This is a genomic window from Ruegeria sp. HKCCA5763 (genome assembly GCF_013034545.1).
In the GTDB taxonomy this organism is placed as follows: Bacteria; Pseudomonadota; Alphaproteobacteria; order Rhodobacterales; family Rhodobacteraceae; genus Ruegeria.
Window position 1 is genome coordinate 557314 of sequence record NZ_WQGF01000001.1, and the last position, 23129, is coordinate 580442.

At 55.2% G+C, this 23129-nt stretch carries 23 protein-coding genes and 1 tRNA gene; 8 read left to right on the forward strand and 16 right to left on the reverse strand.

Going from position 1 to position 23129, the window contains the following annotated elements; translation table 11 throughout:
• Positions 1-5: 5 nt before the first annotated feature.
• Positions 6-1349 (forward strand): phosphoglucosamine mutase, encoded by a 1344-nt coding sequence (glmM, locus tag GOV89_RS02760; protein WP_171174706.1) that lies wholly within the window; start codon positions 6-8, stop codon positions 1347-1349.
• On the opposite strand, the gene GOV89_RS02765 is transcribed toward glmM, so the two are convergent.
• Both GOV89_RS02765 and ilvC read right to left on the reverse strand, forming a co-directional pair.
• Positions 1346-2248: a DMT family transporter gene (locus GOV89_RS02765; protein WP_171174703.1), complete on the reverse strand. Its 903-nt coding sequence runs from the start codon at positions 2246-2248 to the stop codon at positions 1346-1348. The genes glmM and GOV89_RS02765 overlap by 4 nt on opposite strands.
• Positions 2249-2381: 133 nt before the next feature.
• The gene (gene ilvC, locus GOV89_RS02770; protein ID WP_171174700.1) at positions 2382-3404 is read right to left on the reverse strand and encodes a ketol-acid reductoisomerase; all 1023 of its coding nucleotides are present in this window, start codon (positions 3402-3404) and stop codon (positions 2382-2384) included.
• 131 nt (positions 3405-3535) lie between these two features.
• Between ilvC and GOV89_RS02775 the strand changes: the two genes are divergently transcribed.
• Positions 3536-3991 carry an Lrp/AsnC family transcriptional regulator gene (locus tag GOV89_RS02775; protein ID WP_171234043.1) on the forward strand — a complete coding sequence of 152 codons (456 nt, stop codon included), beginning with the start codon at positions 3536-3538 and terminating at the stop codon, positions 3989-3991.
• Positions 3988-4446 (forward strand): Lrp/AsnC family transcriptional regulator, encoded by a 459-nt coding sequence (locus GOV89_RS02780; RefSeq protein ID WP_171237389.1) that lies wholly within the window; start codon positions 3988-3990, stop codon positions 4444-4446. The genes GOV89_RS02775 and GOV89_RS02780 overlap by 4 nt, the downstream gene beginning before the upstream one ends.
• Before the next feature lie 6 nt (positions 4447-4452).
• Here the strand turns inward: GOV89_RS02780 and GOV89_RS02785 are convergent, their stop codons facing one another.
• Entirely contained in the window at positions 4453-5154 is a 702-nt protein-coding gene (locus GOV89_RS02785; RefSeq protein ID WP_171237390.1) for a GntR family transcriptional regulator, read from the reverse strand.
• A 232-nt stretch (positions 5155-5386) separates the two neighbouring features.
• Here GOV89_RS02785 and GOV89_RS02790 point away from each other — a divergent pair, with 232 nt between their 5' ends.
• Entirely contained in the window at positions 5387-6514 is a 1128-nt protein-coding gene (locus tag GOV89_RS02790) for an aminotransferase class V-fold PLP-dependent enzyme (protein WP_171174693.1), read from the forward strand.
• Between the two features lie 12 nt (positions 6515-6526).
• Here the strand turns inward: GOV89_RS02790 and GOV89_RS02795 are convergent, their stop codons facing one another.
• From GOV89_RS02795 to GOV89_RS02805, 3 genes are all read right to left on the reverse strand, one after another.
• Positions 6527-7723: a UbiH/UbiF family hydroxylase gene (locus tag GOV89_RS02795; protein WP_171237391.1), complete on the reverse strand. Its 1197-nt coding sequence runs from the start codon at positions 7721-7723 to the stop codon at positions 6527-6529.
• Between the two features lie 74 nt (positions 7724-7797).
• A complete protein-coding gene (locus tag GOV89_RS02800; RefSeq protein WP_171091130.1) occupies positions 7798-8046 on the reverse strand; it encodes a hypothetical protein in 249 nt (82 codons plus the stop codon).
• Between the two features lie 85 nt (positions 8047-8131).
• Positions 8132-8776, reverse strand: coding sequence for a pyrimidine 5'-nucleotidase (locus GOV89_RS02805; protein WP_171237392.1), 645 nt, complete (start codon positions 8774-8776; stop codon positions 8132-8134).
• A gap of 100 nt (positions 8777-8876) precedes the next feature.
• On the opposite strand from GOV89_RS02805, the gene GOV89_RS02810 reads away from it, so the two are divergent.
• Complete coding sequence (locus GOV89_RS02810) at positions 8877-9524, forward strand: GntR family transcriptional regulator (RefSeq protein ID WP_171237393.1); 648 nt, start codon at positions 8877-8879, stop codon at positions 9522-9524.
• Positions 9525-9527: 3 nt separating this feature from the next.
• On the opposite strand, the gene GOV89_RS02815 is transcribed toward GOV89_RS02810, so the two are convergent.
• Both GOV89_RS02815 and carA read right to left on the reverse strand, forming a co-directional pair.
• On the reverse strand, positions 9528-11405 hold the full coding sequence (locus GOV89_RS02815) for a glycosyltransferase family 2 protein (RefSeq protein ID WP_171237394.1): 1878 nt from the start codon (positions 11403-11405) through the stop codon (positions 9528-9530).
• An 82-nt stretch (positions 11406-11487) separates the two neighbouring features.
• Positions 11488-12654, reverse strand: a complete 1167-nt coding sequence (carA, locus tag GOV89_RS02820; RefSeq protein ID WP_171237395.1) for a glutamine-hydrolyzing carbamoyl-phosphate synthase small subunit — start codon at positions 12652-12654, stop codon at positions 11488-11490.
• Between the two features lie 183 nt (positions 12655-12837).
• Here carA and GOV89_RS02825 point away from each other — a divergent pair, with 183 nt between their 5' ends.
• Positions 12838-13323 (forward strand): GatB/YqeY domain-containing protein, encoded by a 486-nt coding sequence (locus tag GOV89_RS02825; protein WP_171174673.1) that lies wholly within the window; start codon positions 12838-12840, stop codon positions 13321-13323.
• A 21-nt stretch (positions 13324-13344) separates the two neighbouring features.
• Here the strand turns inward: GOV89_RS02825 and GOV89_RS02830 are convergent, their stop codons facing one another.
• The 3 genes from GOV89_RS02830 to ctaD all read right to left on the reverse strand — a co-directional run bounded on the left by GOV89_RS02830 (position 13345) and on the right by ctaD (position 16261).
• A complete protein-coding gene (locus tag GOV89_RS02830; RefSeq protein WP_171237396.1) occupies positions 13345-13836 on the reverse strand; it encodes a DUF2244 domain-containing protein in 492 nt (163 codons plus the stop codon).
• A gap of 44 nt (positions 13837-13880) precedes the next feature.
• Positions 13881-14480, reverse strand: a complete 600-nt coding sequence (locus GOV89_RS02835) for a 2-hydroxychromene-2-carboxylate isomerase (protein WP_171237397.1) — start codon at positions 14478-14480, stop codon at positions 13881-13883.
• 122 nt (positions 14481-14602) lie between these two features.
• Positions 14603-16261 carry a cytochrome c oxidase subunit I gene (gene ctaD, locus GOV89_RS02840; RefSeq protein WP_171089416.1) on the reverse strand — a complete coding sequence of 553 codons (1659 nt, stop codon included), beginning with the start codon at positions 16259-16261 and terminating at the stop codon, positions 14603-14605.
• Positions 16262-16566: 305 nt separating this feature from the next.
• Between ctaD and GOV89_RS02845 the strand changes: the two genes are divergently transcribed.
• Positions 16567-16983 carry an HIT family protein gene (locus GOV89_RS02845; protein ID WP_171174666.1) on the forward strand — a complete coding sequence of 139 codons (417 nt, stop codon included), beginning with the start codon at positions 16567-16569 and terminating at the stop codon, positions 16981-16983.
• Between the two features lie 391 nt (positions 16984-17374).
• Here GOV89_RS02845 and lipB read toward each other — a convergent pair whose 3' ends face one another.
• Together lipB and GOV89_RS02855 are read right to left on the reverse strand one after the other, a co-directional pair.
• On the reverse strand, positions 17375-18031 hold the full coding sequence (lipB, locus tag GOV89_RS02850) for a lipoyl(octanoyl) transferase LipB (RefSeq protein WP_171237398.1): 657 nt from the start codon (positions 18029-18031) through the stop codon (positions 17375-17377).
• Between the two features lie 39 nt (positions 18032-18070).
• On the reverse strand, positions 18071-18730 hold the full coding sequence (locus GOV89_RS02855; protein ID WP_171237399.1) for a DsbA family oxidoreductase: 660 nt from the start codon (positions 18728-18730) through the stop codon (positions 18071-18073).
• A 141-nt stretch (positions 18731-18871) separates the two neighbouring features.
• Between GOV89_RS02855 and GOV89_RS02860 the strand changes: the two genes are divergently transcribed.
• A tRNA-Leu gene (locus GOV89_RS02860) sits at positions 18872-18958 on the forward strand.
• Positions 18959-19486: 528 nt separating this feature from the next.
• Here the strand turns inward: GOV89_RS02860 and GOV89_RS02865 are convergent.
• The 3 genes from GOV89_RS02865 to GOV89_RS02875 all read right to left on the reverse strand — a co-directional run bounded on the left by GOV89_RS02865 (position 19487) and on the right by GOV89_RS02875 (position 23050).
• The gene (locus GOV89_RS02865) at positions 19487-21343 is read right to left on the reverse strand and encodes a KGGVGR-motif variant AAA ATPase (protein WP_171237400.1); all 1857 of its coding nucleotides are present in this window, start codon (positions 21341-21343) and stop codon (positions 19487-19489) included.
• On the reverse strand, positions 21343-21867 hold the full coding sequence (locus GOV89_RS02870; RefSeq protein ID WP_171237401.1) for a type II TA system antitoxin MqsA family protein: 525 nt from the start codon (positions 21865-21867) through the stop codon (positions 21343-21345). Before GOV89_RS02870 ends, GOV89_RS02865 begins: the two co-directional genes overlap by 1 nt.
• Positions 21868-22357: 490 nt before the next feature.
• A complete protein-coding gene (locus GOV89_RS02875; RefSeq protein ID WP_171237402.1) occupies positions 22358-23050 on the reverse strand; it encodes a hypothetical protein in 693 nt (230 codons plus the stop codon).
• Positions 23051-23129 lie beyond the last annotated feature (79 nt).

Sequence of the window (23129 nt, forward strand, 5' to 3'; positions counted from 1 at the left end):
CACGTATGCGCAAGCTGTTCGGAACTGACGGGGTGCGGGGCACCGCCAACACGCATCCGATGACGGCGGAAATGGCCTTGCGCATCGGGGCTGCGGTTGGGCGTTACTTTCGCCGCGACGCGACAGGTGTGCACCGGGTTGTCATCGGTAAAGATACACGTCTGTCCGGTTACATGCTGGAAAACGCGCTGACGGCGGGTCTGACCTCGACGGGTATGAACGTGCTGCTTCTGGGGCCCGTACCAACGCCTGCTGTTGGGCTCATGACGCGGTCCATGCGCGCTGACTTGGGGGTTATGATCTCGGCCAGCCATAATCCGGCAGAAGACAATGGCATCAAGTTCTTTGGGCCCGATGGCTATAAGCTGTCCGATCAGGCAGAGATCGAGATCGAAAAACTGATCGACGAAGGCGTCCGGCCCGCGCAGGCGCAGAATATCGGCAGGGCGCGTCGTGTAGATGATGCGCGGTTCCGCTATGGCGAGCGTGTTAAGTCGTCCTTGCCCCGTGACGTGAGTTTGGATGGTCTGAAAGTGGTCATCGATTGCGCAAACGGTGCGGCCCACCGCACTGCGCCCGAGGTCCTGTGGGAGCTCGGCGCTGATGTCATTCCAGTTGGTGTTGCGCCCAACGGCAAGAACATCAACCTCAATTGCGGATCGACAAAGCCGCAACTGGCCGCAGAAACGGTTGTGGCCCATGGGGCAGATGTCGGCATCTGTCTGGATGGCGATGCAGACCGGGTTGTTGTGGTTGATGAAACCGGTCAAGTGGCCGATGGCGATCAGCTAATGGCATTGCTGGCGACGGCATGGAAGAAATCGGACCAGCTGAAGGGCGATGCCCTGGTGGCGACGGTGATGTCCAATCTGGGCCTCGAACGCCACTTGACAGGGCAGGGGCTGCGTCTGGAGCGCACGGCCGTTGGCGACCGCTATGTGGTTGAGCGGATGCGGGAAGGCGGGTTCAACCTTGGCGGTGAACAATCCGGCCATATCGTGATGAGCGATTATGCCACCACCGGTGACGGACTTATGGCCGGTCTGCATTTTCTGGCGGAAATGGTTCTATCGGGGCGTAAGGCGTCGGATCTGTCGAAACAGTTCGAAACGGTGCCGCAGTTGCTGAAAAACGTGCGCTATGCAAGCGGTCAAACCCCGCTGGAGGTTCAGAGCGTCCAGGCTGCCATTGCCGATGCCGAAGCGCGTTTGAACGGGCAGGGCCGGTTGCTGATCCGCAAATCCGGGACCGAGCCTCTGATCCGGGTCATGGCCGAGTGCGAAGACGACAGGCTGCTGACACAAGTTGTCGATAGCATCGTGGCCGAGGTCGAAGCTGCTACGGGTTAACGTCCGAGCAAAACCTTGCGCAGGCTGAACCATTGGCTGATCGCCATGCCGGTCAGGATCAGACCCAAGGCAATGTAAAAGCGCAGGGGCAGGGCCTCGGACAGGATCCATGCGCCGAACACCATCGACCAGATCGGCACTTGATAGTTCACCAATGTTAGGAAGACCGATCCGGCGCTGCGGGTGATCGACACGCGCAAGAGGGTGGCAAAAGCGGTTGGGACCAATCCCAACACAATCAAAGCGATCGTCGGGCGTGGCCCTTGCCACGTTGGCAGACCTTCGGTGACCAGCATTATGGGCAGAAGAAGCATAGCTCCTACAACCAGCGTCAGGGCAGCCAAAACCAAAGGGTCGACAGGTGGACAGCGTCGGGTCAGCACAGATGAGCTTGCGTAACACAGGGCTGCCGTGATGCAGGCCAGCTGCGCGAGGGGCTCTGCCCCTTGGCCCAATTGTGCAAGGCCGGGGCCGATCAGCACCAATGCGCCTGAAAACCCAAGGCACACCCCCAGAAAACGGCGCAGATTCAGGGGTTCATCCGAGAAGAAGTGGGCCAGCGGCAGCACCATCAGCGGAACAGCTGCCATAGACAGCCCTGCAAAGGCGGATGGTACAAACTGCTGCCCCCAACTCAGCAGCATGAAAGGCACGGCCGTGGACAGGACACCGATAAGCACAATCGAAGTGCTAAGAGCGGGTGTCAGAACCGGCAGTTTGCGACCGGTCACCCACATCAAAAGCAGCAGGGTCACAGCGCCCAGAGTTGTCCGAGAGGTCGCGACCGTGATCGGGCCGTAGCCTTCAAGCGCCATGGCCACGACCATGAAGGTCGCGCCCCAGATCAGGCCCAGCGTGAAGACACCGCTCCAATCCTGTTTTGTTGGCTGTTGCACCATCGGTTTTCCTGTCGGGGCTGCGTGAAACTGAAAAAAGGTTAATCTGACCGGGTGTTTATGTGCTGCGCCGCTTTTTTGTGCAAACGAAAAAGGGCGACCACCGGGGCCGCCCTTGTGCTGACAGAGGTCAGGCTTAGTTCTTTTCTTTGTCGACCATTTTGCCGGCCGAAATCCACGGCATCATGCCGCGCAGCTTGGCACCGGTTTCTTCAATTTGATGCTCGTCATTCGCGCGGCGCGACGCTTTGATGGTCGGCTGGCCCACGGCGTTTTCCAGCATGAAGTCGCGAACGAATTTACCCTGCTGGATGTCGTTCAGAACCTCTTTCATACGCGCTTTGGTTTCGTCGTATTTCAGGATGCGCGGGCCGGTCACATACTGACCGTATTCGGCTGTGTTCGAGATCGAATAATCCATGTTGGCGATGCCGCCTTCGTAGATCAGGTCAACGATCAGCTTCACTTCGTGCAGACACTCGAAATAGGCCATTTCTGGCGCGTAACCGGCCTCGACCAGCGTTTCAAAGCCGCAGCGGATCAGTTCGACCAGACCGCCGCACAGAACGGCTTGTTCACCGAACAGGTCGGTTTCGCATTCTTCGCGGAAGTTGGTTTCGATGATGCCCGAGCGACCGCCACCAATGGCCGAGCAGTAGGACAGGCCGATTTCCAGCGCTTTGCCTGTCGCGTCATTGTCAACGGCGACCAGGCAGGGCACGCCGCCGCCTTTGGTGTATTCGCCACGTACGGTGTGGCCGGGGCCTTTGGGGGCCATCATGATGACGTCGACGCCTTCTTTCGGCTCGATCAGGCCGAAGTGGACGTTCAGGCCGTGAGCGAACGCGATCGCAGCACCCGGCTTGATGTTGTCGTGGACGTATTTCTTGTAGGTTTCAGCCTGCAACTCGTCGGGCATGGTGAACATGATGACGTCGCACCAGGCCGCCGCTTCGGCGATGCCCATGACTTCCAGACCTTCCGCTTCGGCTTTCTTGGCCGAAGGCGAACCTTCGCGCAGGGCGATGACCAGATTCTTGGCACCCGAGTCACGCAGGTTCAGCGCGTGGGCGTGACCCTGCGAGCCATAGCCCAGGATGGCCACTTTTTTGTCTTTGATCAGGTTGATATCGCAATCGCGATCGTAATAGACGCGCATTTCGCCGGTCCTTTCTGGTTAGATTGCGGCGGTTTTACATGCCTGATCGCGTATTGGCGATAGTGTTGAGCTTGAGTTTTTGTGAAAAAGGTGAAGAATAATTCTTCAAAACTATAAAATGTGAAAAAATCATGCTTGATGACATTGATCGTCGCATCTTGCGTCATTTTCAGGCTACCCCAAGCCTGACCACTGCGGAGCTGGCCGATCTGTGCCGGATCAGCGCTGGGGTCTGTTGGCGGCGGATTGAAAAGATGCAGGCGGCCGGGATCATACAAGGACAAGAGGCCATGATTGACTGGGTTGCCATGGGCTATGCGGTCGAAGTTTCGCTTCGCGTTACTCTGGACAAGACACAGGCGCGTGCCTTTGACGATTTCACCGAAGCGGCGAGAAATGTGCCGGAGGTGGTCGAGATCCAGACCTTTCTGGGTCGGGTGGACGTGCGACTGTCGGTCATCGCGAAGGATATGAACCATTACCAACTACTGTATCGCGACCGTATCCTGACCTTGCCCCATATCGCCGATATCGAGGCGCTGATGCACATCGCGCGGGTCAAAAGCGATGAGGTGTTACCTGTATGATCGAGTTGGATGAGATTGATCGACGCTTGCTGCGTGTTCTGCAACAGGACGCGACACAGAGTGCCGGTGCCTTGGGTCGCAGGTTTGGATTGTCGCAACCGGCCACCTGGCGCCGAATCCGGCGACTGGAGGAAGCAGGAGTTATCAAGGGGCGGCGCTTGCGTCTGAACGCCGACGCGTTGGGTTTCGGGGTGACGGTGTTTCTGGGTATCAAACTTGGCCGCAAAGGGCAGATCAATCTTGAGGACTTCGAGCGCGCGGTGAGTGCCATCCCCGAGGTCCAGACAGTCGAGCACGTGTTGGGCCTATATGACTATCGCCTGCGCGTTGTTGCGCGGGACTTGTCTGACTTTGAGCGCGTATTACGACGTCGAATCATGACGTTGCCCGGTGCAGGGGATGTTGAAGCAAACGTTTTGCTCAGCGAAGAACGCTTGCCTGGGCCCCTTGGCTGAAACGCCTCAGTATTTGGTGCGGATACAGTAGCCGGGATGATGTGTCATCCGGGCAAAGGTCAGCGGCTTGTCCTCTTTCCAGGTGGTGCGCTCCATCTGAATCATCGATGTGCCGGTCGTCGTCCCCATGAACTCTGCCAGTTTTGCATCGGCAGAAATGGCGCAGAATGCAACTTCAGCTTCGGTGAACGGCGCGGCATTCAGTAACCATTCATGTGGGCCCTGTGCGCACAGGTCGGCATCTTCCACTTCTGGAACTGCATCGATATTGATCCAGCGTTCTTCCAATTGAAACGGTCGGTTGTCCGCGTAGTGCATACAGGTGACATGCAACACGCGCTTGTCACGAGAAATATCTATTTGTGAAGACAGCCAGCGAGGGCTTTCCACCACGTTCCGCTCGACCAGAGCATACCGATAGGTTGCGTTCTGGCTTTCGATCGTCTGTCGTGCGAGTGAGAATTCAAGCTTGGCGTGTTTGCTGGGTTCTTTCTTGACCCGCGTTCCGCGTTTACGCTTGCGTTCGACGAACCCCTGATCGGCCAATTCCCTCAGGGCGCGGTTCACTGTGGCACGCGCGCAATTAAATTCGTCTGCCAACTGTGTTTCCGTTGGCAAAAGAGACCCTTGTGGCCAGACACGGCTTTCAATACGTCGTTTAACTTCGTCTCGAACGGACTGGAAGCTGATCCGCTTTTGTATAGTCACGGGTAGAATTATCCCTTCAAGTATAAAGTGTGTGCATCTGTTCAGAAGCAATTAGAAGTGTAAAGGGGAAGGTGACACTAGTTGGCGTCAAATGTGGTGGTGTTGGCGAGATTTGGCGCAGATTTGTACAAATCTGTGTGACATGCCGTAACGTCACTTTTTGTCGCGAAAGTACTTTACGGGCAAAGGCAAAACGATCAGGTTCTCGGAAGAGTTTTGGAAAGGATCAAGAATGCCTGCGTTGTTGGACACCGTTGACCCGAACGGACTTCAAGAGTTTTCGGTGGTATTCACCGATCGTTCGCTGAACCATATGTCCCAGAAGTTCCAGCAGGTCATGCGGGACATCTCGGACATGTTGAAGGGGGTATACAACGCAGACGGCGTTGCGGTCATTCCCGGCGGCGGTACCTATGCCATGGAAGCCGTCGCCCGTCAGTTTGCGCGGGGGACGGATGTTTTGGTGGTTCGGAACGGGTGGTTCTCGTACCGATGGAGTCAAATCATTGAAAGCGCGGCCCTGACGCAGAGTGCCACGGTTATGAAGGCGCGTCAGACAGGCAATTCCAGCCCGTCGCCGTTTGCGCCCGCACCCATTGACGAAGTTGTCGAAGCCATTCGGTCACAAAAGCCGGGTGTTGTCTTTGCCCCGCATGTCGAAACATCGGCAGGAGTCATTTTGCCGGATGATTACGTGGCCGCGCTGGCTAATGCGGCGCATGAGGTCGGAGCATTGATGGTACTGGATTGCATCGCATCCGGTTGCGCCTGGGTGGACATGAAGGCGACAGGTGTCGATGTTCTGATTTCTGCCCCGCAAAAAGGGTGGAGCGCATCGCCTTGTGCTGGCCTTGTCATGTTGTCCGAGCGGGGCGAAGCCCGGTTGCAAGAGACCAACTCCGACAGCTTTGCGGTTGATCTGAAAAAGTGGCGTCAGATTATGCAGGCGTATGAAAACGGTGGTCATGCCTATCATGCAACCATGCCCACGGACGCATTGTTGGCTTTCCGCGATACCATGGCTGAGACCAAAGACTATGGGTTCGAAAAGTTGCGCGCGGCGCAATGGGCGTTGGGAGATGGTGTGCGGGCAATGCTGAAGGACAAGGGCATCGTTTCAGTAGCTGCTGACGGTTTTGGCGCGCCCGGCGTTGTGGTCAGCTACACTTCGGACCCCGACATTCAGAGCGGCAAGAAATTTGCAGCGCTGGGGATGCAGATTGCTGCTGGCGTGCCCCTGCAATGTGATGAACCCGAGGGGTTCAGCACCTTCCGCCTGGGTCTGTTCGGGCTCGACAAGCTTTATGATGTGGACGCAACCATTGCGCGCTTGAAACGGGTGCTGGATCAGGTTCTGTAAACGAACCGGGCCTTAGCGGACGCCAAGGCCCATCTGCATCAGTGTCTTGCGTACGGGCGGCAGAGAATAGAGCGCGCTCAGCCCCATGGCCCGTGCGTCACGCAACGGACGCGCCTCGATCATCGAGGCGCGGTTCAACAGGTCGATGCCCCTGACGCGCATTTCGACCTCGGTATGGCGGGCCTTGTGGTATGCATCCAGCATCTGAGCATCGCCCAATCCTTCGGGACGGGCCTGTGCCAAATCCAGCAGACAGCGCAGATCACCCAAAGACATGTTCAACCCCTGAGCGCCAATCGGCGGCACCACATGCGCCGCTTCGGCCATAAGGGCAATGCGTTCGCCAGCCAGCCGCTCAGCAGACTGGCTGATAATAGGCCAGATCGTCCGGCGCGACGCCAACTTCAAGGGGCCAAACAACCCGCAGGATCGTTCGGTCATTGCGGCCTCAAATGCTTCAGGCTCGAGGTTCAGAAGGTCGATTGCCTTCGGACCACGCTCCATCCAGACAATGGCTGAGGACGGCTGCCCTTGCCAATCGGGTAAGGGGACTAGCGTGAACGGCCCGCCCGATCTGTGAATCTCGGTTGAAACGTTTTCATGCGGAATGGGGTGGGTGACGGCAAAAGCCAGCGCTTTCTGGCCATACCGTGTTGTGTGAACCGATATCCCGGCGGCATCGCGCATGGGCGAATTGCGGCCATCGGCGGCCAGCACCAGGTTACACCGAACGCGGCTGCCATCGCTCAGCCCAACGCGGGCTTCGGCGGTGCGGGTGAATAGGCTGGTCGTACCTGTGCCGGGGCGGAAATCGACATTGGGAAGTTCTGCCAGTCGCGCCACCATTTCCCGGCGCAGCAGCCAGTTGGGCAAGTTCCAACCAAAGGGTTGATCAGAAATGTCGGCGGCATTGAAATCGCGCACAACGCGCGGTTCGGGCACGTCACCGCCTGCGTCTACGATACGCATGATTTGCAAAGGCGCTGCATGAGCGTCCAGACGCGCCCAAAGCCCGCACTGTTCGAGCAATCCGTGCGCGGGCTGCAGAAAGGCAGTGGTGCGCAGGTCCGATCCGTCCACATCCCGCTCAGTGATCGGAGGGGTCGGGTCCACGCAGGTCACGTCAAAGCCTGCTGTTCCGAAAACCGCTGCTGCGGTCAAGCCGGCGATGCCGCCGCCGGAAATCAGGATGTCACAACTGTCAGTCATGGCGCCTCTCATCGGTTTGGGCAGAACCTAGTTCGGTTCGACCCCAAGCGCCAAGTGACATCCTGTCCCGTGCCTCAGCCCCGAGAAATAAGGACGAGAATCAAAAACATCACCGGCACCATCATCAGGGCAGGAATGAAGAGACCGGGCAGGCCGAACAACATGATGGAACAGCCCCACATGCTGAAAATCGCACCGGCGGTGTAATACAGATCTTCGGCCTTGCCATTGACCGCATCGCGGGCCAGCCATCCGAATACAGGGATTGCAAAGAAAAGGCGCTGCCAAATCGGCAGGCGGCCGGTCATCTCGATCGCGGTCATTGAGGTCTCCATCTGTTCGTCGCTGACGTGCATATAGGGACGAGGATGCAGGTGCAGAATGTGCGGATCGTCGCAGTGTGACAGCCTATCGCAGGCGAGCCAGAAACGCGGTCAAATCGTCCGTGTGATGGTGGATGTGATCTGCGTCATGCGGGTCAGGCGCCACGTGCACTGTGCGCATTCCCATCTCGTGCGGAGCCGCCAGATTGCGCGGATCATCCTCGAACATGGCGGCTTTTTCAGCTTGGATACCATCCTGGGCAAAGATGGCCTCAAAGGCTGCTTTTTCGGGCTTGGGCCGATAGCCTGCATGTTCAACGCCATAGATTGCATCGAACAACCCGGAAAGGCCGCGCGCGTTCAGCACGCGTTCAGCGTAAGGGGCGCTGCCATTGGTGTAGACAATGCGCCGCCCAGGCAGGGCGCGTATGTGATCGGCCAGGTCTTCATCTGGGTCCATATGGCTCATGTCCACCTGATGGACTGCGTGCAGATACGGGTCGGGGTCCAGATCATGTTCGGCCATCAAACCGGCCAGCGTGGTGCCGTATTCGCGCCAGTAATGCGCCCGCAAACGGTCCGCCTCGGCTTGATCCACACCTATGGCCCGCATGACATAATCCGTCATCAGCACCTCGATCTGATCGAACAGACGCATGTATGGCGGGTACAGGGTGTTGTCCAGATCGAACACCCACTGTGTGACATGAGAAAAAGCCGGTTTGACCATAAGCAGGGTGTAGGGCGCGGGCGCGGTGTTTTCAATGCTCTACTTGATCGTTCCCCCTTTGGACGGATAGACATGTCCGAACGAGGAGATAATGAACCCCATGAGCCAGACCCGATCCCCAACCAAGGATGCCTATAGCCTGATACTCGAAGCTATCGACGTGGGTGTCTACAAACCCGGTGATCGTCTGGTGGAAAGCGAGCTGGCCGAACGGTTCGGAGTGTCACGCACGCCGATCCGCGAAGCGTTGCAACGGCTCGAGACACAGTCACTGTTGGAACGGGACGGTCGGTCGCTGATCGTGGCGTCGCTGGATCACAACCAGATGGCCGAGCTTTACATCGTACGTCGGGAACTGGAGGGGTTGGCTGCAAGCCTTGCGGCCAAACATGCGACCGAAGAAGAGATCAAGGTTCTGCAGGAGATGGTCGTCGAAGATGACAAGCTGATTGATGACCCGTCGGCATTGTCGCGTGCAAACCGGCGCTTCCACGAACAGATCCATCTGGCGTCTCATAATCGCTATCTGGTGCAGCAACTTGATCTTGTGCATCGCACAATGGCGTTGATGGCAACCACCTCTCTGGCGGTGCAGGGGCGTGGTGAAATCGCCCAAAGTGAGCATAAGGGCATTGTCGAAGCCATTGCCGCAAGGGATGAAGAGGCAGCGGCTCGAGCGCTGAAGGATCATATCTCGATCGCGTTCATGATGCGCCTGAAACAGGACGCAAGCCTGCGCGACAAATAAGTATCAGGCCAGCGGCTGATCTTCGCTGGCTTGCCCATGTTGGGTTTTGTCCCAGAAGAATGGATTCGTTGCCAGCTCCCACAGAGCTTTGTAGGCTGCAACCACGCCCAAGGGGTAGTACAAAGCCATGGTGGGAAACCAGGGCAACAAAAAACGCCGCTCTCGTGCCGAAACGGCAAGACAGCCAACGCAGATATTCAACGCCTCAGTCGTCAAAAACAACAGCACCAGCGCCGTAGTCAGATTCTGTGGCAAAACGGGTGCCAGCGGATTGGAAAGCCCCAACGTTGAGAGCCAGAATACCCACAGAACAGGGGCCAGCAAAAACTGACCCAGCGTGCCTAGGAAAAACGCCTGAAGCCCCAAAAACTGCGCGGCGCCCAGATCGCGCAATAGTCTTTTTGCTGAGCGCATGTGCACAAGATACGTCACCATAAAGCCCTTGAGCCAGCGTGAGCGCTGTTTCACCCAAGGCCAGGCGCGAAAATTTGCCTCTTCATAAGTTGTAGTGTCCACCAGTTCGGTTCGGTATCCGGCCCGGCACAGCCGAACGCCAAGGTCAGCATCTTCGGTCACGTTGTGTGCATCCCAGCCTCCCAATTCCAACAGCTTGTCTCGACGGAAGAAAAACGTTGTCCCACCCAACGGGACGACAAGCCCCAAGCGCGCAATTCCGGGCAGAATGATGCGAAACCAGCTGTTGTATTCGATGGTGAAGCAGCGTGAACGCCAATTTGTGCGTGGGTTGTAGTAATCCAGACTGCCCTGAAGACACACGACCTCGGGCGGAGCCTGGGAAAAATGCGCGACGACCCGTTCGATCTGATCCGGCTGCGGTGCGTCTTCGGCGTCCCAGACACCCACATAGTCGCCGCGGCAAAAGTCCAAGGCATAGTTCATGGCGCGCGGCTTGGTGGTCAGCCCGTCCAATTCTGGCACCTCGACAATCCGCATCCAGCTGGGCAGGTCAATCTTCGCCAAAGTTGCGCGCGTGACCTCATCTTTTTCTTCCAGCACCAAGATAACGTCCAAGAGCGCCTTGGGGTAGGTCAGGCGTTTGAGCCGTTGGACAAGCGCATTCGCAATCTCGCGTTCTTTGTAAAGGGGAACCATGATCGAAACGCAGGGTTGTCGCAGGGTGACAGCTGCATCAGACGCTTCTGGCTTCTGACGAAAGCTGTGGCGCAAATAGGCAAAAGTACCGGCAAGGCGAAGAACAGCAAAGAGAATTAAAGTTCCCACAGCCGCGGCAAGCAGGGTCGCCAACACAAACCACGGGAAAGCAAAAAACAACGCAATAATTCCAAGCGCTGAAACAGACGGTACGATGCGCGACCCAATCGTCCAGTTGCGGCAACTCTGATCCGCATCAACCCGTGTTTCTGCAGCCTCTGCCAAAGGGCGCGAAAACTGTCGGGCAATAGTGCGGTCGATCTGATCAGAAGCCGCAAGAACTGGAATGATCGTGTAGTCGCAATCCCGCATGTTGTTTGTGACAGCTGGAAACCGATCCGGACGCGCTGTCGCAACCAACAGAAGCGGGCCCACGCGCATCCACGGAATGACGTTGTGTTTCAACCAAAAGCCAACTGGTTTCAGGTCGCACAGCCCCGGCATGGGCGGGATCTGTTCCAAGTTCGCAATCTGCCAGCCGGACTGGACAGACAGGGCATGCAAGATGTCTTGCCGGGTGGCAAATCCTTCACCCACCAAAATTTCGCCCAAAGGCGCGTTTTGCTGGGATTGCAAATGCAAGGCGTGGTCGAGTTCCGACTGCGTCAGAGTTTCGGCTTCTACCAGACAGGTGCCCAGCGGTTTTCGAAATCCGGGAGCGGGGATCGGAGAAGCGGCTGTGAAATTTTGGAGATTAAGCTCAACCATAAAAAGAACCCTGGCACAGTTACCCGTGCTCAGGGTTGTTCGATCAAGGTTAACGTGCCGTTAACACTGCAAAGCTTGAGAGTTATGCGCTCTGTTTTTTCTTTTCCATGGCGTCAGCGAAACGCTCGAACAGATAGAAACTGTCCTGAGGCCCGGGGGATGCTTCCGGGTGATACTGCACCGAATAAACGGGCCGATCTGTCATGCGAATCCCGCAGTTCGACCCGTCAAACAAAGATTGGTGGGTTTCCACAACGCCATCGGGCAGAGACTGAGCATCAACCGCAAAGCCGTGGTTCATCGAAGTAATCTCAACCTTGCCGGTATCCAGATCCTTGACCGGATGGTTGGCGCCGTGGTGGCCGTGGTTCATCTTGACTGTCTGACCGCCCAAGGCCAGTGCCAGCATTTGGTGGCCGAGGCAGATGCCGAAAACAGGCAGATCGGTGGTCTCCAGTACCTCTTTGATCATAGGCACAGCGTATTCTCCGGTCGCTGCCGGATCGCCGGGGCCATTCGACAGGAACACTCCATCAGGCTGATGGGCAAGCACCTCGGCGGCAGTGGCTGTTGCGGGCAGTACCGTTACATCACACCCAGCTGACGCAAGACAACGCAGGATGTTGCGCTTTGCACCATAGTCGACGGCCACAACCTTGTGCACCGGGGCTTCCTGACGCTGATACCCGTCAGGCCAGGCCCAACGCATTTCGTCCCAGCGATAGCTTTGAGCACAGGTCACATCCTTGGCCAGATCCATGCCCTCCAGACCGGCAAACCCACGGGCGGCTGCAACCAGTGCCTCGATGTCGAAATTGCCTTCGGGGTTATGGGCCAAAGCAACATGAGGTGCGCCTTGTTGACGGATAGCACGTGTTAAACGGCGGGTGTCGACGCCGCCGATCGCGATCCGTCCGCGACGGGCCAACCAGCCTTTGAGCTCCTCGGCCGATCGCCAGTTCGAGGGCTCGGTCGGATCCCATTTTACAACCATGCCTGCAGCAACCGGGTCGCCGGTTTCATCATCTTCGGGGTTCACGCCGACATTGCCGATATGCGGGAAGGTGAACGTCACGATCTGACCGGCGTATGACGGGTCTGTCATGATTTCCTGATAGCCTGTCATGGCTGTGTTAAAGCACAGCTCGGCCACAGTCTGCCCGGTGGCGCCAAAGCCATTGCCATAAAACAATGTACCATCGGCCAATGCCAGACATGCGGTGGGCTTGGACGGGGCGTTCTGGGCCATGGCGCGACTCTCCTTCAAGGTAAACCGGCGCATACCTAAGGGGGTTAGGCGCGTGGGTCAAGCCTGTTCAAATTTTTGGCTATTGTTGTTTTTCAAAGACTTAGATGTAATGGCTTCCTGTTGTATCAGGCTTTTTGTTTAGATATGGTCGGGGTTCCGTTGTCATGGGGATGGACAAACCAAATGGACATGCGATCACGGGTGAACACAGCCCTGAAGCAAGCAATGAAAGACAAAGCGGCCGAGCGTCTGTCGACGTTGCGGTTGATCAACGCGGCTATCAAGGACCGTGACATCGCCGCGCGCGCCTTGGACAATGAAGAGGCCAAGGGTTGCGGCGATGCTGAGGTACTTGAAATCCTTGGTAAAATGACAAAGCAACGCAAAGAAAGCGCCCGTGCCTATGAAGAAGGCGGCCGTTTGGATTTGGCCGAACGCGAGATGCAGGAAGTTGCGGTCATCGAGGAATTTCTGCCCAAGCAGCTGGATGATGACGAGGTGTCAAAGGCGATTCAGACTGCGATCACCGCAACCGGGGCCGGATCCATCCGAGACATGGGTAAAGTCATGGGCGAATTGAAGACTCGTTACACCGGACAGATGGATTTTGGCAAAGTTGGCCCGATGGTCAAAGATCACCTTTGCGCAGCGTCAAACGGCAACTGCTGAAAAAACAAAATGAACGATGACCTACTGCGCGACCCGTTCGCGCAGTCTTGTGCTTAGTTCGTCATAAAGCGTTATCCGCTCATCTTCCGATAAAAACGAACCGATCTCGACCTCGCGCCCATCACCGACAAGCGTGACATAGTGAGGGACGGGTCCACCTTTCTCGTGCATTTCCGTCCTTGCCCAAAAGCGATTGCAGGACCATTCCTGTTGGTCTTTGCCGGGTGTGTAATGCACCAGATGCGCTTGCGTATCAGACAGCGTCAGAACCTCGAAAACGCTGCGTGCGCGATAGTTGGTCTGAATGGCCAGCCAAAGGCCAAATACCGTGATCAGAAGAAAGGGTAACAGCCCCCACAGAACCACAGACCCCAGCATGGCCAGCAACGGGATCAGGCCAAACATGAACACCGAAAGTATGGTGATAAAAGCTCCGCGCGGAGGCAGAGAGTTATGCGGCCAAAGGCGAAGCTCTTGTTCCGTTTCGGATGTCTGATTCCATGTATACGGCATATCGCGAACATAGCGCAGGACTGTCTTGTGTCGACGGGTTTTGACTAGATGACGTGACCGACACGCGCCCAGGACAGGGCATCGTCCAAACGGTCATCTCCCCAGAACACTTCTTGGCGGACGACAAAACTTGGGGCGCCGAATACGCCCAGCTTCATAGCTGTTTCTGTTTCGGCTTCAAGCGCTGCGGTGACGTCATCACTGCGCGCCCGTCCCAGCGCCAACCTGGGGTCTTGCTGGCATCGTAAAAGGGCTTCGGACAAGGCGTTCTCGCTTCCGGCTTCAATCCCTTCTTCGAACCAGATACGGTACAGCGCCTGGGTAAAGGATTTACCCCAACCTTCAATCATTCCCAGCACGGCGACCTGATTGGCCAGAGCCAGATCTGAGACAGGGTAGGGCGCAGGCAGGTTGGCGTGAATGTGGTACTTGGCGCAGCGGCGTTCGATATCGCGCCACATATAGGCCGATTTGACCGGCTTTCCGGCAAAAGGAGTGTTCTGTTGGGTCGACATCACGGTACGCACGTTAAACGGCCGCCAGTTCACTGTGGCGTCATGTTCGGCGCACCACTCGTCCAGACGCATCACGGTTAGGTAGCTATAAGTACTGCCGATCGAGTACCAAAAGTCGATTTCAGGCATAGACGACCCTCCGGCTGTCTTGCACTGATATAATACCCGATTTTGTCCTGATTGGCGAACGTCGGGTCCGCGCAAAGAAAAACCCCGCCACTTGGGCGGGGTTTCTTTGGATCGGAATGGGATCAGTGCGCGTGGCCTTTGTCCCAGTCTTCCTGCTTTGGCAGTTGCTCGAACGTGTGTTCAGGCGGTGGCGATGGCAGGGTCCATTCCAGTGTGTCGGCGTATTCGTTCCATGGGTTCGGACGGGTCTCTTTTGCGCCACGGAACAAAGCGTAGAACACGATGCCGAAGAACAGCAGGAACGAAGCGAACGATATGAACGCGCCAATCGACGATACGAAGTTCCACTGAGCGAACGCTTCGGGGTAGTCAATATAGCGGCGCGGCATGCCTTGACGGCCCAGGAAGTGCTGCGGGAAGAAGGTCAGGTTGGCGCCAATGAAGAACATCCAGAAGTGAACCTTGCCCCAGAACTCGGAATACTGACGGCCTGTCATCTTCGAGAAGTAGAAGTACACGCCAGCGAAGATCGCGAAGACGGCACCCAAGCTCATCACATAGTGGAAGTGTGCCACCACGTAGTAGGTGTCATGATAAGCACGGTCGACACCGGCCTGCGACAGAACCACACCGGTCACACCACCAACGGTGAACAGGAACAGGAAGCCGAAGGCAAACAGCATCGGAGTTTTGAACTCGATCGAGCCGCCCCACATGGTCGCAATCCACGAGAAGACCTTAACGCCAGTCGGAACAGCAATAACCATCGTTGCCAGCATGAAATAGGCCTGCTGACGCAGCGACATGCCAACGGTGTACATGTGGTGCGCCCACACAACGAAGCCCAGAACACCGATCGCGATGATCGCCCAAACCATCGGCAGGTAGCCAAAGATTGGCTTGCGCGCGAAGGTAGCGATCACGTGGCTGATGATGCCGAAACCGGGCAGGATCACGATGTACACTTCCGGGTGGCCGAAGAACCACAGGATGTGCTGATACAGGATCGGGTCACCGCCACCGGCAGGGTCAAAGAAGGTGAAACCAAAGTTGCGATCCATCAGCAACATGGTGATCGCGCCTGCCAGAACCGGCAGCGACAGCAGAATCAGCCACGAGGTGACGAAGATTGACCAGCTGAACAGCGGCACCTTGAACAGGGTCATGCCCGGGGCACGCATGTTCAGGAAGGTGGTGATCATGTTGATCGCGCCGAGGATCGAGGAGGCGCCCGATACGTGCACGGCGAAGATCGCAAGGTCCATGGACATGCCGCCCTCGGTCGTGGACAGCGGCGGGTACAGAACCCAGCCTACGCCTGAACCAAGCTGGTCGTTACCACCGGGGCTGAGCAGCGAGGCCACACCCAGAGAAGTACCGGCGACGTAAAGCCAGAAGGACAGGTTGTTCATCCGCGGGAACGCCATATCCGGCGCGCCGATCTGCAACGGCATGAAATAGTTGCCAAATCCGCCGAACAGGGCGGGAATGACCACGAAGAACATCATCAGAACACCGTGATAGGTGATCATAACGTTCCAAAGATGCCCGTTGGGGGTACATGGGTCGGCCATGAAGCCTTCCAGACACATGTACTGAACGCCCGGGTGCATCAGCTCGAGCCGCATGTAAACGGTCATCGCCACCGAGATCAGACCGGCTAGGGCCGATACGATCAGGTACAGAATCCCGATGTCCTTGTGGTTGGTCGACATGAACCAGCGCTGGAAAAAGCTGCGCTCGTCTTCATGGTCGTGACCATGAATGGCTGCGTCTGCCATTATAGGTGCCTCCTGTTGCAACTGCACCGCGCAGTCGGACCTCTCCAACGCGCGGGATTCCTGCTGGTTTTAGATTGCGAAGAGGGCACCTTCAATGGCCGAGTTTGATCTGGATCAAGATTAATTGTCGCGGGCAGGGGGTTGCCGCGCGATTTTCAGGCCTCGAACGGCATCTATCTGGGAATGCTTGCCCGGTTTTCAAGCCGTAGATGGTGGCCCGCAAGGGCGTTTGGCAGAGTTCCGCCTTGACCGTCATGGGCAGGCGTCTCAGAACTACGCCAACACCCGCAATCCGGAGACCAAATATGGCTGACTACGATCCCGACAACATCTTTGCCAAAATCCTGCGCAATGAGATCCCCTCGACCCGCGTGTTCGAGGATGATGAGACGTTGGCCTTCATGGATATCATGCCGCGTTCGGACGGTCATTTGCTGGTGATACCCAAATCGCCGTGCCGCAATGTGCTGGACGCCACGCCCGAGCAACTGGTTGCCGTGATGAAGACGGTGCAGAAAATGGCACAAGCAGCGAAGGCGGCATTTGATGCAGACGGAGTGACGATCCAACAGTTCAACGAAGCCGCAGGCGGGCAGGAAGTTTTCCACTTGCACTTCCATGTCCTGCCGCGTCATGAAGACGTGTCGATGCGCCCGCCCGGAAAGATGGGTGATTTCGACCAGATCGCGCAGCACGCCGAAAAGATCAAAGCCGCATTGTAAAGCTGAGTTTCAGTTATCCGCCGTAACGAATTTCGGACCTACACCCCATCAAAGGGCGCGGCGTTTACGCGCGTATCAATCAGGGGAAAGAGAATTGCCGTTCCGATTTGGGGTCGGAACGGCAGACTCGTAACAAAACACTTCTCGGATTTCGAGGGCGAACCCTGGATCACCGGTTAACATACCACTCACTCTTGATTGGCAGTTTCATACTACTCGTTAACGGCTCCTTTGTATCTAGTTGAGTTAAATAATGTCTAAAAAAAAACGATAAACCCGGCTTAAACACGGTTAATTGCTTCAGGCGTCGGAAACAGAGCTAACCGCTTGAGCGTATTGTTTTGAAGCTCGCATGATATCACCGATTCGCTTTGCTGAGATACAGGGTGGCTCACCCGTCATTCGAACCAAAGACATCTACAAATGTCTTCTCTAACGCGGCATCAAGATCAGCCATGGTCACAGGAAGTCCTAGATCGACCAGAGAGGTCACGCCGTATTCGCTGATCCCGCAGGGGACGATTCCCGAGAAATGCTCCAAATCGGGTTCGACGTTGACCGAGATGCCGTGAAAGCTGACCCATTTGCGCAGGCGCAGACCAATGGCTGCGATCTTGTCTTCCGCTGCCTTGCCCGTCACCGTGAGCGGCTTGTCGTCCCGCCGAACCCAAACTCCAACGCGTCCGTCGCGGATCTCGCCGTGTACATTGAATTCAGCCAGGGCCGAGATCACCCAGGTTTCCAATTGCTTTACAAACTGGCGCACATCCCGTCCGCGTTTGTTGAGATCCAGCATGACATAAGCCACACGCTGACCCGGTCCGTGATAGGTGTATTCACCGCCACGTTTGCTTTCATAGACCGGAAACCGATCAGGATCGGTTAGGTCCTCGATCTTGGCTGAGGTGCCGGCAGTATACAGGGGCGGATGCTCCAGCAGCCAAACGCATTCTTCAGCGTTGCCGCGTGCGATTTCGGCAACGCGGGCCTCCATGAAGGCCACGGCGTCGTCATAGCTGGTCAGACCATCGGTGATTTTCCATTCCATGCCGGCCTCATATCTGTGCAAAGCGGTCAGGGAAAGGGGTCAGGCGGCCTCGGACAGGCATCGTTGCAACATCTGAGCATAGGTTTCGGTTCCCTGTGCGCCGGTCAGCAGGTATTTTCCGCCAAACACCATGGACGGCACGCCGGAAATACCCCGGCTGGTCCAGAATTGCTGTTTCTCGCGCACGGGGCCCGTGTGTTGGCCACTCTCAAGCGCTTGCCGAGCAGCTTCCGCATCAAGCCCGACTGATCGAACGGCATCCAGCAAAACCTCGGAGTCCGAGACGTCCTTCTGCTGGGTAAAATTCGCATCAAACAGAGCAAGCTTCAGCGGGTGTTGCTGACCTTGCCCTTCTGCCCAATCCAGCAACTGATGTGCGGCAAACGTATTTACCATCCGGCTTTCGTCGCCGAAGTTGAACGTAAACCCCAGCTCTGCGCCAATCGAAGTGAGTCTGTCCCGCGCTTGCTGGCTTTGTTCGGCGGTGGTTCCGTATTTCTCCATGATATGCTCGCGCAGGTTTTGACCTTCGGGTGGCATATTCGGGTTCAGTTCGAACGGATGCCAGCGCAGCCGGGCCAAAACACCCATTTGCTGCAATGCTGTGTCCAATTGTTTAAAGCCAACAATGCACCACGGGCAAACCACGTCTGAAACGATGTCGATCTGTACAATGGGGCGGTTCTCGGTTGAGGTCATTTGCGGTTCCTGTCAGATCGGATGTGTGGTGATCATTCAGCTAGATAGGTCTGCTTCCGAGTAATTTAAACCAGAGCGTTTTTGCCTCTTCACATCGTGCGCGCCAACGTCTATACGCCGCTCTACCAAGTCACAGGTAGTGCGGTCGTGGCGGAATTGGTAGACGCGCAGCGTTGAGGTCGCTGTGGGGTAACACCCGTGGAAGTTCGAGTCTTCTCGACCGCACCATAATTTTCTGAAAATTATTTTAATTTCAGCAACTTAATGAGAAATCGCATAAGTTGGACCACCTTTTGGGCCACCTCATGCGTGCTGCTTAGGTGGAGGTTCAAATCCATCGTTATGACTGCCATCGATTAACTTGGGCAAAGATGCAGCTCTGCCGTGGGGCTCTGTCGGTGCTTTGGGATTGAAGTTTCTTTGGGATTCAAGTGACATGCCTCGGTTGAAGGTCTTTCGCAAGACTTTCACCTTGGTGCAAGCTACCGCTATCTTAGAGTTCCGTTTCCACCAAGTAAGGCAGGACTTTCACTGCGGGAGCTCCAGCTTTCTCTATTCGATGAACAAAGAGGCGCTACAATTTGCAGCGCCTCTTACTTAAGCTTCAAAAAAGTTCGACAATATTACTCGTCTGAACCAGGATGAAAGATCATCTCAGTACTCCAAGAAGTGTTTCGTCGTTCTAACGGAACCTAGTTACGATTGGGTTAATTGTCTAGTGACAATCACCGGAAGTGGCGGAGCCAAAAGGTTGATTTAGTCTAGGTGGTTTTCTTCGACCTGCATGAAGGGGGGGATGACCTTGCTTCCTTCGTTCGCAAGCGTCCTCATATCTTGTAGCTGCTGGGTGAGCTCCTCACTTGGTGTATTTAAGTAAGTCCAGCAGCTAAAAACCGTTTCCCCGGGTTTAAGCAGTTGTTCTGCAATTGAAATTTGCTCTATGGCTTCGTCATGTGCGCCCAGCCCCATTTGTGCCAAGCCTAGACACTGTCTTGCATTAACAGATAGGTTTGAGTTGCGAGCTTCTGCTCGCTCGATAATGTTTTGCAAGAGTTCAATGGGCGGTTCTCCGTCAATAGCCCACGTCGCCATAGCGCGATTAAACAGGTTCTCAACCACGTATTCGGATGGGTCAGAGGTAGAGAACTTATCAATATGCTCAATTGCTTGGTGGAATTGACCAGAGGCGATTAAGCACAAAATAGCGTAATTGCGGGCTTGTGTCCTCTGATCGGTCGGCATTCCGCTGAAGTTGGACAGCTCCAAAAGTCGTTGGGCACAAAGTGGTGTCGCTTCGCGCCACAACATTAGATTCGAAACGACAGACAGCAATATGGCGAATTGCTCGTCTGGACGATCTAGGGCGACCGCTACAGCGGCCAACCATTCGTCAGAAAGCTCTTTCAAAACTTGAATTGCAGGAATGAGTTCGAAGACAGTTGCCGTCTTTGACCGCAATACCGCTACCAAGTCAGCTAAAGAATCCCTAGTGCTATCGGAGGATGATAGGGATTTTACTCCTCGGATCAGGCGCGCCCTATCAATCTCGTGGCCACAATCAATGGCAATGCTGAGCGCTTCGATCTCTTCGGACTGATCGCCAAGAGCGTCGAAAGCTTGAGCTGCCAAAAATCCTACTTCCCCGTCATTCGGGTGAAGGAACAAGATATTGCGTGTTTGTTCGTGCAGTCGTTCGCGTTTCTCTACATTTCCTTGTTGCCTTGCAGTATCTAGTTCGGAGGGGACTAAGCTAAGTGTGTATAGAGCTCCTTCTCGATCTGCTAAATTCCTGCCAACGATCTTAAGCCGCAGTTCATCCAACTCCCGCGAAAGTTTGGAATTTGGTCGAGCAATCGAAAAAGGGCTTTTTGAGAGAATATCAAGGCTCTGATAGTGGTGAATTGTGGTTGAGAATTCTTGGCTTTTGTTCAGTTTTTCCGAGGCATCATGAAGTAGTTCCGCCAGTATTCCTTTCTCGTCGTCCAAGTCTGGAACGTTCGTGGGAGTAATGTGCAGGTCAATTTTTGAGTGCCTATCTTGATTTTCATCGCGAATGCTTTTCACAATTGGAGTTAGGCCTGTAATATTGGAATCATTTGGTAAAAACATAATACTCACGGCATCAGGTAGATGGCGCGTGCAAATTCCTCCAACATCAGTGTGTCCGGTCCTGCTATCAATGAGGACGTAGTCGAATCCGTGTCCTTTGTATTGTGCCCACTGCTGCTTCATGTCTTCAAAGAAGAGATAGCCGTCTTGCTTTTCGTACAAGATGCTCCAGTCAATGGAATTTAGATCGTCTGTATAGCTGCCATCAGAATGGCGTCCTGCTGGCATCACCCAAATCGGGTTATTTTTGACATCACATTCAACGATAAACTCTTCACAGTTCGGAGCGATACCGGTGTTGCGATACGACGAAACGTAGTCCACCAACCCTTGCGAGTTCCGGGCATTCTGAAAGATATCAAAACTAGGTAGGCTGGGGGCTTCTAGATCAAAGTCAACCGCGAGCACTTTTCTACCAGATTCAGCGAGCATCGCGGCAATGTTGACTAGAGCCAATGTTCTGCCGACTCCCCCTTTGTAGGAGTAGAATGTTACGACGTACATTATGCGGCCTCGAGTTGTCTACAGTGGCTTGGTCTTAGGGAAAAGCTGCGTGCTCTCTGGCGTGTTGCTTCAGAAATCTCTGTACGGAAGACCGAGGTCCAAGACTGAGCATTTTTGACAACCAAGTCTTCGATCAGGGCCCGAAGTTGATTGTCAAAGGCTTGCCCCTGAATCACTATGCCAGTTTCCCAGCGTTTGATTGACGCCACGCCGATTCCTGTGTGCCTCGCAAATTGAGCTTGCGACATACCCAGTTGTTCGCGCAGTCCTAATATCTCCTTGGGTGTGAGCCTTCCCAGATAATTACAGACTGCTTCGTGCTTTATTGCTTCGGCACCTTCTGCAAAGTATCCGTCATCACAAGAAGCGCATTCGACCACTGGTACGCGTACATTCAAGGTTACCAGTCTATCCCCGGCTCTATAGTCAAATTCATGATCTACCATGGAAATCGCAGCGCCCTCTGCGCCGCAAATCTCACAAACCTGAGTGGGAATTGCAGGTCCATTAAGTGCATTATCCATATCAGTAGTTCCTTTTCTCACTTACGTGAAAGCTACGCCCTATCACCTTGTTCTCTGCGATCTCCAGCTTGATGTAGATGCTTTCATTGTGGTTTCCCGGAACAAGCATCACATACCCCGTTTTCCCAGGTGGCTTGTCCAACGTCATAACCTCGACATCGACGCCGTCATCTAGACATTGAGCAATGAACTCCCAAGCTCCCGCGTTGGTAAACGCCTCAATTGTGCCCGGTACGCAAATGGTTTCCGGTGACCATCGGTTTGGCCTCTTTCTCGTCCAAGTTTCCGTCCGTGTCCGGGTCGAGCGGCATAGTTTGGCGAGCTGCTTGCGTATTTCGTCAGGCACTGCCATTCCAAAATGCTCGTTCGCTGAGATGTTCTTTGGTATCATATGATACCGACCTTCTTGGATGTCAACTGCATTCTTTGCTCTGAGTTCTAACTATTCCGAAAACATCTCTAACAAGAAAAGAGAGCGTAATCACTTTATTTATGGGCGAACTTGTATTCTTTTTCGTGTGGGAAAACATTGGGTTATCGGTTGTTGCTCATTTGCCTGTTTTGTAGTCAGTCCTATGCCTGAAATCAGGTCGTCATATGATTCCGTCACATCTTCTTCTGATATCTCGCGCCCTTCTCCGGATAGAGAAAGCAATTCAACCAGCCTTATCTGGAGCTCGCGGACCAGCATCATATCGCTTTGCTCACCCTCGCGCACTTCTCCGTAGGCATTGGCGTCTAGTGGGTTTTGGTCGGGACGCCCATACAGTCCGATGCGTTCTCCCATTCTGGCGAACTGAGCTTCGGCTTGGGTTACCGTGTTGAGGTATGCCCGTTTTTCCTTTCGGTCTGTGGCGGAATGGTAGCCGGCCCACGCTTCCGCACGCACTTGCCTGAGTGAGGACACACTCTCCATAACGAAGTCACGCGGCTGCATGGATACGGCCTCTTTGCGAAGGTCTTCCAGCAGTCTCTGCTTCCACCTGTAGGCGGTGTCCACAGAAATGCAGAACGCGTCCGCGATGGCTTTGCCGGAATAGTTCTGCATCAACATCGGATGAAGCAATTGCCTGATGATTTCCCATTGTTGCTCAGAGCGCAGGCGACCAGATTGCCGGATCATTGTGGCAGGTGATTGCACAACTTCGGTATCGGGTTGCGTTGGGTTGGGTTGCTCGGTCATTTTGAAACCTTTTCGACTATGGGGGTATTTTGCGGCGTTACCATCGCGCGCACATTTGCTCATCCGGTCACCATCGGCT

Excerpts from the sequence above, each read along its gene's own strand:
- glmM (WP_171174706.1), top strand. The coding sequence starts at position 6 with ATGCGCAAGCTGTTCGGAACTGACGGGGTGCGGGGCACCGCCAACACG.
- GOV89_RS02765 (WP_171174703.1), bottom strand. The coding sequence starts at position 2,248 with ATGGTGCAACAGCCAACAAAACAGGATTGGAGCGGTGTCTTCACGCTG.
- ilvC (WP_171174700.1), bottom strand. The coding sequence starts at position 3,404 with ATGCGCGTCTATTACGATCGCGATTGCGATATCAACCTGATCAAAGAC.
- GOV89_RS02775 (WP_171234043.1), top strand. The coding sequence starts at position 3,536 with ATGCTTGATGACATTGATCGTCGCATCTTGCGTCATTTTCAGGCTACC.
- GOV89_RS02780 (WP_171237389.1), top strand. The coding sequence starts at position 3,988 with ATGATCGAGTTGGATGAGATTGATCGACGCTTGCTGCGTGTTCTGCAA.
- GOV89_RS02790 (WP_171174693.1), top strand. The coding sequence starts at position 5,387 with ATGCCTGCGTTGTTGGACACCGTTGACCCGAACGGACTTCAAGAGTTT.
- GOV89_RS02795 (WP_171237391.1), bottom strand. The coding sequence starts at position 7,723 with ATGACTGACAGTTGTGACATCCTGATTTCCGGCGGCGGCATCGCCGGC.
- GOV89_RS02800 (WP_171091130.1), bottom strand. The coding sequence starts at position 8,046 with ATGACCGCGATCGAGATGACCGGCCGCCTGCCGATTTGGCAGCGCCTT.
- GOV89_RS02805 (WP_171237392.1), bottom strand. The coding sequence starts at position 8,776 with ATGGTCAAACCGGCTTTTTCTCATGTCACACAGTGGGTGTTCGATCTG.
- GOV89_RS02810 (WP_171237393.1), top strand. The coding sequence starts at position 8,877 with ATGAGCCAGACCCGATCCCCAACCAAGGATGCCTATAGCCTGATACTC.
- GOV89_RS02815 (WP_171237394.1), bottom strand. The coding sequence starts at position 11,405 with ATGGTTGAGCTTAATCTCCAAAATTTCACAGCCGCTTCTCCGATCCCC.
- carA (WP_171237395.1), bottom strand. The coding sequence starts at position 12,654 with ATGGCCCAGAACGCCCCGTCCAAGCCCACCGCATGTCTGGCATTGGCC.
- GOV89_RS02825 (WP_171174673.1), top strand. The coding sequence starts at position 12,838 with ATGGACATGCGATCACGGGTGAACACAGCCCTGAAGCAAGCAATGAAA.
- GOV89_RS02830 (WP_171237396.1), bottom strand. The coding sequence starts at position 13,836 with ATGCCGTATACATGGAATCAGACATCCGAAACGGAACAAGAGCTTCGC.
- GOV89_RS02835 (WP_171237397.1), bottom strand. The coding sequence starts at position 14,480 with ATGCCTGAAATCGACTTTTGGTACTCGATCGGCAGTACTTATAGCTAC.
- ctaD (WP_171089416.1), bottom strand. The coding sequence starts at position 16,261 with ATGGCAGACGCAGCCATTCATGGTCACGACCATGAAGACGAGCGCAGC.
- GOV89_RS02845 (WP_171174666.1), top strand. The coding sequence starts at position 16,567 with ATGGCTGACTACGATCCCGACAACATCTTTGCCAAAATCCTGCGCAAT.
- lipB (WP_171237398.1), bottom strand. The coding sequence starts at position 18,031 with ATGGAATGGAAAATCACCGATGGTCTGACCAGCTATGACGACGCCGTG.
- GOV89_RS02855 (WP_171237399.1), bottom strand. The coding sequence starts at position 18,730 with ATGACCTCAACCGAGAACCGCCCCATTGTACAGATCGACATCGTTTCA.
- GOV89_RS02865 (WP_171237400.1), bottom strand. The coding sequence starts at position 21,343 with ATGTACGTCGTAACATTCTACTCCTACAAAGGGGGAGTCGGCAGAACA.
- GOV89_RS02870 (WP_171237401.1), bottom strand. The coding sequence starts at position 21,867 with ATGGATAATGCACTTAATGGACCTGCAATTCCCACTCAGGTTTGTGAG.
- GOV89_RS02875 (WP_171237402.1), bottom strand. The coding sequence starts at position 23,050 with ATGACCGAGCAACCCAACCCAACGCAACCCGATACCGAAGTTGTGCAA.